Below are 9,553 nucleotides of genomic sequence, written 5' to 3' on the forward strand. Positions count from 1 at the left end.
CTATGAGTTCTATCAATTCAAGGAGTGTTTAGGTGTGTTTTTGCTCATTACACTTAACACTCCTTATTGTATTTTGTATGTTTAAAATAAGTCAAGACAACTTCAATATAAGGCTTATCAAAAAGAAGGTTTGCAGTATTCTGATGGTGACGAAATGGATATGAACTACAGAAAACTCAAATATGTGAGATATGCGGATGATTTTCTAATTGGAATTATTGGCAGTAAACAAGATGCTATCATCATCAAAGAGGACATAAAGAACTTCCTCTATGAAAAGTTGGCTCTTACACTGTCCGATGAGAAAACACTTATCACCCATGCTGAAAACGCTGCAAAATTTCTCGGATATGAGATTTTTGTAAGGAAATCCAATGACACCAAAAGAAGCAAATACGGAGTACTAAGACGTGTCTTCAATAAGAGGATACAATTGGCACTTGGAAAGGATACGTTTAAGAAAAAGTTGCTCGAATATCGTGTTTTAGAAATAAAGATACACAACGGCAAGGAGTATTGGAAAGCAAAATCCCGTCCCAAACTTTCAAACAACAATGACTTTGAGATACTTGACAGGTACAACAAGGAAATAAAGGGCATTTACAATTACTATTGTTTGGCTAATAATTGTAGTAGTCTGTCAAAACTTGGGTATATCATGAAATATAGTATGTACAAAACATTTGCGCAGAAATATCGGACAACGATGTCGCAAATCCGAAAAAAGTACACCAAGAATGGACTTTTTTCAGTTAGATACTATTTAAAGAACGGTACTGCCAAAGACTTGACCTTTTATCATGGTGGGTTCAAAAAGAAAAATCCAATGAACATTAAGGATTTAGACAACTTGCCCAAATTCACATATCATCCTACAAACACAAGTCTTATAGATAGGCTGAAAGCGGAAAAATGTGAATTATGTGGAGCAGTCGATAAGTTAGTGATGCACCATGTGAGAAAATTAAAAAATCTTCAAGGGAAAACTACCTGCGAAAAACAAATGATGGCTCGCAAACGAAAGACTATTGCCATATGTGGTAAGTGCTACAAAAAACACAGTAACAATGAATAGATTGATATTATTAGTAGAAAGCCGGATACGCGGAGACGTGTACGTCCGGTTTGGGGGCGAGCTTCCGAAAACCCACCGTAGTAATACGGCAGGGCGTTGGATGCTTAGCCTACCCCTCAAATCGGTGAACAATCTGGTCAAGGACGCCCGCAAGGTGCAGCAGACCATCCTGATGGTGGGCGACATCACAGACATCTATGTGAACAGTTTCCAACGGATGCTCCGTGACGGGAATTTCAGACCCGAAGAGCTTTCCGCAATCGCTTTCGGCTACACGAAACTGCTGGAGGAAAGCAACGAAGTGTTGACGGAACTCAGGAACGTGGTGAACATCACCACGCTCTCCATGACCGACAAGGAGCGCATGGACGTGGTGGAACGCTGCCACTCGAAGATGAAGCGTTACCGCAACCTCGTGAGCTACTACACGAACAAGAACATCTCCGTGAGTTACCTGCGTGCGAAAAAGAAGAACGACCTCGACCGCATCATGGGGCTGTACGGGAACATGAACGAAAGATACTGGTAGCCTATGAAGTTCGACAACCTTCATCAGATTTTACGTTCACTTTATGAGCAGATGATGCCGCTGTGTGGGGACATGGCTGGTGTGGCGAAAGGCATCGCCGGGCTGGGTGCGCTGTTCTACGTCGCCTACCGGGTATGGCAGTCGCTGGCGAGAGCTGAACCGATAGACGTATTCCCGATGCTCCGTCCTTTTGCCATCGGTCTGTGCATCATGTTCTTCCCGACTGTGGTGCTGGGCACGATAAACAGCATCCTCTCACCCGTCGTACAGGGCACGGCAAAGATGCTGGAGGCGGAAACGCTGGACATGAACCGATACCGGGAGCAGAAGGACAAACTGGAATACGAGGCGATGGTACGCAACCCCGAAACCGCCTACCTCGTGTCCAACGAGGAATTTGACAAGCAACTGGAGGAACTCGGCTGGTCGCCCTCCGACATGGTGACGATGGCGGGAATGTATATCGACCGGGGAATGTACAACATGAAGAAGAGCATCCGCGACTTCTTCCGCGAGATACTCGAACTGCTGTTCCAAGCCGCCGCCCTCGTGATAGACACCGTCCGCACCTTCTTTCTCGTGGTGCTGGCGATTCTCGGTCCGATAGCCTTCGCCCTGTCGGTATGGGACGGTTTCCAAAACACGCTCACGCAGTGGATATGCCGCTATATACAGGTCTATCTGTGGCTACCGGTATCGGACATGTTCAGCACCATACTGGCGAAGATACAGGTTCTGATGCTGCAAAACGACATCGAGCGGATGCAGGCAGACCCGAACTTCTCGCTGGATTCGAGCGACGGGGTGTATATCGTATTCCTCTGCATCGGCATCATCGGCTACTTTACCATTCCCACCGTTGCGGGCTGGATTATCCAAGCCGGAGGCATGGGCGGTTACGGTCGCAACGTGAACCAGATGGCGGGACGAGCCGGAAGCATGGCGGGCAGCGTGGCGGGTGCAGCCGCAGGAAACGCAGTCGGACGTGTCGGCAAATTGCTGAAATAATCAATGTGCAATCATAAATTGGAAAATATAAATGGAATTCAAATCACTTAGAAACATCGAATCGTCGTTCAGGCAGATACGCCTGTTCGGTATCGTCTTCCTCTCGCTGTGCGCCGTGGTGACGGTGTGGAGCGTGTGGAACTCCTACCGTTTCGCAGAGAAGCAACGGGAGAAAATCTATGTGCTGGACAACGGCAAGAGCCTGATGCTCGCCTTGTCTCAGGATTTGTCGCAGAACCGCCCGGCGGAGGCACGGGAACATGTGCGCCGTTTCCACGAGATGTTCTTCACGCTATCACCTGAAAAAAGCGCGATTGAACACAACGTGAAACGTGCCTTGCTGCTGGCGGACAAGAGCGTGTACCACTATTATTCGGACTTCGCGGAGAAGGGGTACTACAACCGCATCATCGCCGGGAACATCAACCAAGTGCTGAAGGTGGACAGCGTGGTGTGCGACTTCAACGCCTATCCCTACCGTGCCGTGACCTACGCCACACAGAAAATCATCCGGCAGAGCAACGTCACCGAGCGCAGCCTCGTGACCACCTGCCGCCTGCTGAACGCATCGCGGTCGGATGACAACCCGAACGGTTTTACCATCGAGGGTTTCACCATCATTGAGAACAAGGATTTACAGACTATCAAACGGTAACAGGACATGAAAAGTATCAGAAAATCAATGTGGGGCATGTATTGGAAACTCCACGACAAACGGAAACGCTTGGCGGCAAGTCTCAAAGGGTATCTGGACGGCTTGCCGCCGGAAACACGCCGCCGCATCGTGCTGGGGATGTTCGCCGCCTTCGCGGTGCTTGCCCTTTACACCTTCGGCAGAGCCGTCTATGACATCGGCAGGAACGACGGCTCACATATGGAAACGGGACACGCCGGACGGGTGGAACTGCCGACCCCGGCGGAAACAGGCAATCACTTAACACCTTATTTATATGGAACAGACAAAGAATGAACCGACGAAAGAGAACAAAGCTGCTCCCGAAACGGGGAAACCGAAAAAGGAGCGCGAACCGCTGACAGAGGCGCAACGGCTGAAACGGCAGAAGATGATCGTGCTGCCCGCTATGGTGTTGGTGTTCATCGGGGCGATGTGGCTGATATTCGCCCCGTCCTCCGGCAAGGAGCAACCGCCGGGAACGGACGGATACAACACCGAGATGCCCGACGCTGACAAGGCGAACCGGCAGATTATCGGCGACAAGCTGAAAGCCTACGAGCATGGGGAGATGGAAGAGCGTCAGGAGAGCCGCAACCGTGCCATCGGGCAGCTGGGCGACATGTTCGACCGCGAGATAGCGGGAACGGAGAACGGAGTGGACTTCGACCTCGCCAATCCGGGCGGCAAGGAAGAAAGGGCAAAGCCAGCCACGCCGCAGACCATCCAGTCCTCCGCAGCCGCCTACCGTGACCTGAACGCCACGCTCGGAAACTTCTACGACCAGCCGAAAAACGACAATGCGGAGATGGACGAATTGTTGGAGCGCATCGCATCGCTGGAGTCGGAACTGGAAAGCGAGAGGGGCAAGGCTTCCTCTATGGACGAGCAGGTGGCTCTTATGGAGAAGTCCTACGAGCTGGCGGCAAAGTACATGGGCGGTCAGAACGGAGGACAGCCATCGGCGGAACAGAGGGCAGAGCCAACTACCGTGCAGAAAGGGAAGAAGAACAAGGCAATGCCTATCAGACAGGTGGAGCATCAAGTAGTTTCTTCACTCTCACAGCCTATGAGTAACGCGGAGTTTGTCGCCGCCTTATCGCAGGAACGCAACCGGGGTTTCAACACGGCTGTCGGCACGGCGGAGGTATTGGACAGGAACACCATACCGGCGTGCGTGCATGGGGCGCAGAGCGTGACGGACGGGCAGACGGTAAGGCTGCGCCTGCTGGAGCCTATGGCGGTGGCAGGCAGGACAATACCCCGGGGTGCGGTGGTGGTCGGCACGGGCAAGATACAGGGTGAGCGGCTCGACATCGAGATTACCTCGCTGGAATACGACGGCACGATTATCCCCGTGGAGCTTGCGGTCTATGACACGGACGGACAGCCCGGCATCTTCATCCCGAACTCGATGGAGATGAACGCCGTCCGGGAGGTCGCCGCCAACATGGGCGGCTCGCTGGGAAGCAGCATCAACATCTCCACCAATGCCGGGGCGCAGCTCGCCTCCGACTTGGGCAAGGGGCTGATACAAGGCACGAGCCAGTACATCGCCAAAAAGATGCGAACCGTCAAGGTGCATCTGAAAGCCGGGTACAGGGTCATGCTTTACCAAGAAAAATATTGAAAACAATAAAAATTACCACTAAAATCCAAAAGTAATGAGAAAAGTAATCATCATGTTTGCCCTCGCTATGGGCATCATAACTGCCAACGCGCAGGAGAATGTAACCGTTGAAACGACCAACGGAAGTGAACAACCGACCTTGACGAAGGAGGTCTATCCGCAGAAGGAGGCGGACGGCGACCTATATCACGGGCTGTCACGCAAGCTGACCTTCGACCGCATGATACCGCCGCACGGTCTGGAAGTGACCTACGACAAGACCGTCCACGTCATTTTTCCGGCGGAGGTGCGCTATGTCGATTTAGGCTCGCCCGACCTGATTGCCGGGAAAGCCGACGGAGCGGAGAACATCATCCGTGTGAAGGCTACCGTAAGGAATTTTCCCAACGAAACGAATATGTCCGTCATCACGGAGGACGGCAGTTTCTACACCTTCAACGTGAAGTACGCCGCCGAACCGCTGTTGCTCAACGTGGAGATGTGCGACTTCATCCATGACGGCAGCACGGTGAACCGCCCGAACAACGCGCAGGAAATCTATCTGAAAGAGCTGGGCAGCGAAAGCCCGATGCTGGTGCGCCTTATCATGAAGTCCATCCACAAACAGAACAAGCGCGAGGTGAAGCATATCGGCTGCAAGCGTTTCGGCATCCAATACCTGTTGAAAGGCATCTACACGCACAACGGCTTGCTTTATTTCCACACGGAGATAAAGAACCAGAGCAACGTGCCTTTCGATGTGGACTACATCACTTGGAAAATCGTGGACAAGAAGGTTGCGAAGCGTACTGCCGTGCAGGAGCAGATTATTCTGCCGCTCCGCGCGCAGAACTACGCCACCCTCGTGCCGGGCAAAAAGAGCGAGCGCACGGTCTTCACGATGGCGAAGTTCACCATCCCCGATGACAAGTGCCTCGTGGTGGAATTGAACGAGAAGAACGGCGGCCGTCACCAGTCCTTCGTGATTGAGAACGAGGATTTGGTACGCGCGGGTACCATCAACGAACTTCAAGTACGCTGACCATGAGAAAGTACATCGCAATAATCATCGCGTCGCTTGCCCTTTTTACAGGGCAGGCGCACGCCCAGCGGTGTCTGCCGAAGATGCAGGGCATCGAGGTGAGGGCGGACATGGCGGACGGCTTCAATCTCGGCGGCAAGGACGGCGGGTACAGCTTCGGGGCGGCTCTCTCCACCTACACGAAGAAGGGGAACAAGTGGGTGTTCGGTGGCGAATACCTGTTGAAGAACAATCCCTACAAGGACACCAAGATACCCGTGGCGCAGTTCACGGCGGAGGGCGGCTATTACTTCAAGATACTGTCGGACGCCCGAAAGATTGTTTTCGTCTATGCCGGGGCTTCGGCTCTCGCCGGATATGAGGCGGTAAATTGGGGGAAGAAGGTGCTGCATGACGGCTCCACGCTGCACGACCGGGACGCCTTCATCTACGGCGGTGCGCTGACGCTCGATGTGGAGTGTTACGTGGCAGACCGTATCGCCCTGCTTGCCAACCTGCGGGAGCGTTGCCTTTGGGGTGGCGACACACGGAAGTTCCACACGCAGTTCGGGGTCGGTATCAAGTTCATCATCAACTGACACGGGCATGGAAAGGACGGAAATAGATGCTGTCAGAAGGATGCCGCTTGCGGATTTTCTCGCACGGCTGGGGCATGAGCCTGTCAGAAGGAGCGGTAACGAGCTGTGGTATCTTGCCCCGTACAGGGGCGAGCGCACATCCTCTTTCCGTGTGAACGTGGCGAAACAGCTCTGGTACGACTTCGGTTTGGGCAAGGGCGGCGACATCTTCACGCTTGCCGGGGAGTTTCTGCAAAGCGATGACTTCATGAAGCAAGCGAAGTTCATAGCGGAAGCCGCCAATATGACGGTTGCCGGATGGGAAAAGCCCGTCTATCTCTCGAAGCCGACCGAATCCGTTTTTGAGGATGTGGAGGTCGCTCCGCTGCTCCGCTCACTGCTGACGGAGTATTTAGAGGAACGGGGCATCCCTTACGCCATCGCATCCCGTCACTGCTGCCGCTTGAACTACGGTGTGCGTGGGAAACGGTATTTTGCCGTTGGCTTTCCGAACATGGCAGGTGGCTATGAAGTCAGAAGCCGATATTTCAAGGGTTGCATACCTCCGAAGTCTGTATCACTGGTAAAGGCGAATGACATCCCGGCTGACGAGTGCCTCGTGTTCGAGGGCTTCATGGACTTTCTCTCTGCCGTGACGCTTGGTGTAACCGGTAACGCTGACTGTCTTGTGCTGAACTCAGTCGCCAACGTGGAGAAGGCGGCGGGATTGCTGGACGGATACGGGCGCATCGGCTGCTTCCTCGACCGTGACGAAGCCGGACGGCGGACGCTTGCCGCACTTACCATGCGATACGGGGAACGTGTCACCGACCGTTCCTCCCTCTATGACGGTTGCAAGGACTTGAACGAGTACCTGCAACTGACAACGAAAAAACAGAAAAACAACCATCTAAAAATCGAAGAACAATGAACATACTGAACAACAGAAACAAGAGAACATCAATATTCAAGGCAGTGGCGTTATGCCTGATAGCCGCCATGTCATTCACCCTCGTGTCATGTGACGATGACATGGACATCCAGCAGTCCTATCCCTTCACGGTGGAGGTCATGCCCGTGCCGAACAAGGTAGTAAAGGGGCAGACAGTGGAAATCCGCTGTGAACTGAAAAAGGAGGGCGACTTTTCGGGTACGCTCTATACCATCCGCTATTTCCAGTTCGAGGGGGAAGGCTCGCTCAAAATGGATAACGGCATCACCTTCCTGCCTAACGACCGCTACCTGCTGGAGAACGAAAAATTCCGCCTGTACTACACGGCGGCGGGTGATGAGGCGCATAATTTCATCGTGGTGGTGGAGGATAACTTTAGCAACTCCTACGAACTGGAATTTGACTTCAACAACAGGAATGTAAAGGACGACGATCTTACCATCGTTCCCATCGGCAACTTCAGCCCCTTGTTGAAATGATGCGTGTATTCATGACAATGCTCTGTTCACTTCTGACGGTCTGTTCTGTGTCCGCGCAGATCAGCCGCCAAGAGGGAACGGACGGGCAGGCGGCAATCTACCGACTGCCGCTTATGGAACGTGCTTTTTTATGCTGCCGCTACTTTGAAGGCTGGCACTCAGAAAAACACTACCCATACGTCGGTTGGGGTCACAAACTTTTGCCAAACGAGAAGTATTCGGCACGAACCATGACAAAACGGGATGCGGATGAACTTTTGCGGAAAGACCTGCGCAAATTTGTCGCCATGTTCCGTAAATTCGGGGTTGATTCGATTTTGCTTGGCACGTTAGCTTACAATGTGGGACCGGCGAAGCTGTTAGGCAGCAAAACAATCCCCAAAAGCACCTTAATCAAGAAGCTGGAAGCTGGTGACAGGAACATCTACCGTGAGTATATAGCCTTCTGCAACTACAAAGGAAAACGCCACGCCATGCTGCTCAAACGGAGAAAGGCGGAGTTTGCGCTGTTGTATATCCCATAAAAGGACTGACAAAACTGGCAAAAGACGTGCCATATTTAACTTGGCACGTCTTTTGCTCTATCACTTGATAGATTATCGTAGGATTTTCTCGTTAATTGACATCGTTGAGCCATTTTTGCCTATCGGTTTCCAAATAACACTTCAAGTTGTAAGTGTTGTGAGAGCAATACAAAACATAGTTATTAACCATAAAAAGTATAGCGAAATTATGAAGAAAGTATTTAGGAAAATTCAGAAAGGAACAACAAAAATGATTGAACGTATCAAATCGTTGGGGGAAATGGAGACGAAGCAGAAATGTGTAGTTCAACGGTTCGAGATTATCATTCCCCTCCACCAAAAAATAACGACCCAATATATAGCCTCCGCAAGTTTTACTTGCGGATTTTTTAGTTATCGCAGATTGGACAAAGGTTTCTTTGCTACTTTCTTTGTCCGCCATCATGCTCACTGAAAGAAAGTAGGGCGGCTCTCGCCGCCCCGCCACTCAAAAGCGTGTGTAAAGTCCCGTCACCATCGTGAACATTTCCTCCAGCATATCAAAATAGATACCCTCGTGTACGGCAATGTCCTTTGTCTTGCACTCAAAGGTCTTTTTGCTGAACGTCCTGCGGTAGAAGCGCATATTGTAGAGGTCTGCCCCTTCGTCATAGATGATGTCAAGGCGGTTGGCACTTGTTTTGTTCCTTGCAAGGCTCATCCGTAAGCCGTTGCCCATATCTATGAAATCACGGCTACCTGTCATGGCGGTGAAGCGTTTTCCGCCTATCTGCTGTAATATCGTCTTGGCTATCATATCTTTTGTTTTTAGGGTTTTAAGTATTGGCGGTGCGGACACCGCCATCCCGTTCAAAATTCTCGCATTTCGGAAATGGGGGTCTGCCGTTGTAGCCACTCTTTCACACATTCCATATTGTACTCGCTCGTGATGACTGCCGTATGGCTGTCGGTGGCGGTGAAACGTGTGCTTTCGTAATTTATGCAAAGATTTACATAAACTATGTTATGTATAGGGAATAATTATGTAAAGTTTACATTAATCTTACATATTGCTAACAACCAACTATAAGAATATCAAATATTTCAGAAGAAACTATTCACATAA

At 51.3% G+C, this 9,553-nt stretch carries 12 protein-coding genes and 2 pseudogenes; 12 read left to right on the plus strand and 2 right to left on the minus strand.

Going from position 1 to position 9,553, the window contains the following annotated elements:
• Positions 1-154: 154 nt before the first annotated feature.
• From QGT73_RS16180 to QGT73_RS17445, 12 genes and pseudogenes are all read left to right on the plus strand, one after another.
• Entirely contained in the window at positions 155-1,075 is a 921-nt protein-coding gene (locus QGT73_RS16180) for an HNH endonuclease (protein WP_280123128.1), read from the plus strand.
• A gap of 115 nt (positions 1,076-1,190) precedes the next feature.
• Positions 1,191-1,604, plus strand: a pseudogene (locus tag QGT73_RS16185) (DUF4141 domain-containing protein); the annotation flags it as partial.
• Positions 1,605-1,607: 3 nt separating this feature from the next.
• A complete protein-coding gene (gene traJ, locus QGT73_RS16190) occupies positions 1,608-2,612 on the plus strand; it encodes a conjugative transposon protein TraJ (RefSeq protein WP_004291518.1) in 1,005 nt (334 codons plus the stop codon).
• 31 nt (positions 2,613-2,643) lie between these two features.
• The gene (traK, locus tag QGT73_RS16195) at positions 2,644-3,267 is read left to right on the plus strand and encodes a conjugative transposon protein TraK (RefSeq protein ID WP_004291519.1); all 624 of its coding nucleotides are present in this window, start codon (positions 2,644-2,646) and stop codon (positions 3,265-3,267) included.
• Between the two features lie 27 nt (positions 3,268-3,294).
• The gene (locus tag QGT73_RS16200) at positions 3,295-3,582 is read left to right on the plus strand and encodes a TraL conjugative transposon family protein (RefSeq protein ID WP_018697145.1); all 288 of its coding nucleotides are present in this window, start codon (positions 3,295-3,297) and stop codon (positions 3,580-3,582) included.
• Positions 3,563-4,915: a conjugative transposon protein TraM gene (traM, locus tag QGT73_RS16205; protein ID WP_004291521.1), complete on the plus strand. Its 1,353-nt coding sequence runs from the start codon at positions 3,563-3,565 to the stop codon at positions 4,913-4,915. The genes QGT73_RS16200 and traM overlap by 20 nt, the downstream gene beginning before the upstream one ends.
• 34 nt (positions 4,916-4,949) lie before the next feature.
• On the plus strand, positions 4,950-5,936 hold the full coding sequence (gene traN / locus QGT73_RS16210; RefSeq protein WP_004291522.1) for a conjugative transposon protein TraN: 987 nt from the start codon (positions 4,950-4,952) through the stop codon (positions 5,934-5,936).
• A 2-nt stretch (positions 5,937-5,938) separates the two neighbouring features.
• Positions 5,939-6,514 carry a conjugal transfer protein TraO gene (locus QGT73_RS16215; protein ID WP_004291523.1) on the plus strand — a complete coding sequence of 192 codons (576 nt, stop codon included), beginning with the start codon at positions 5,939-5,941 and terminating at the stop codon, positions 6,512-6,514.
• A 7-nt stretch (positions 6,515-6,521) separates the two neighbouring features.
• Positions 6,522-7,424: a toprim domain-containing protein gene (locus QGT73_RS16220; protein WP_004291524.1), complete on the plus strand. Its 903-nt coding sequence runs from the start codon at positions 6,522-6,524 to the stop codon at positions 7,422-7,424.
• Positions 7,421-7,924 carry a DUF3872 domain-containing protein gene (locus QGT73_RS16225; protein ID WP_004291525.1) on the plus strand — a complete coding sequence of 168 codons (504 nt, stop codon included), beginning with the start codon at positions 7,421-7,423 and terminating at the stop codon, positions 7,922-7,924. Before QGT73_RS16220 ends, QGT73_RS16225 begins: the two co-directional genes overlap by 4 nt.
• The gene (locus QGT73_RS16230) at positions 7,921-8,448 is read left to right on the plus strand and encodes a glycoside hydrolase family protein (protein ID WP_004291526.1); all 528 of its coding nucleotides are present in this window, start codon (positions 7,921-7,923) and stop codon (positions 8,446-8,448) included. The genes QGT73_RS16225 and QGT73_RS16230 overlap by 4 nt, the downstream gene beginning before the upstream one ends.
• Positions 8,449-8,512: 64 nt before the next feature.
• Positions 8,513-8,902 carry a hypothetical protein gene (locus tag QGT73_RS17445; RefSeq protein ID WP_004291527.1) on the plus strand — a complete coding sequence of 130 codons (390 nt, stop codon included), beginning with the start codon at positions 8,513-8,515 and terminating at the stop codon, positions 8,900-8,902.
• A 33-nt stretch (positions 8,903-8,935) separates the two neighbouring features.
• Here QGT73_RS17445 and QGT73_RS16235 read toward each other — a convergent pair whose 3' ends face one another.
• Both QGT73_RS16235 and QGT73_RS17580 read right to left on the minus strand, forming a co-directional pair.
• Entirely contained in the window at positions 8,936-9,244 is a 309-nt protein-coding gene (locus QGT73_RS16235) for a hypothetical protein (RefSeq protein WP_004304290.1), read from the minus strand.
• Positions 9,245-9,297: 53 nt separating this feature from the next.
• Positions 9,298-9,426: pseudogene (locus QGT73_RS17580) on the minus strand (DUF6956 domain-containing protein); the annotation flags it as partial.
• Positions 9,427-9,553 lie beyond the last annotated feature (127 nt).

The sequence above is a fragment of the Duncaniella muricolitica genome (assembly GCF_910574735.1).
GTDB classification, from domain to species: domain Bacteria; phylum Bacteroidota; class Bacteroidia; order Bacteroidales; family Muribaculaceae; genus Duncaniella; species Duncaniella muricolitica.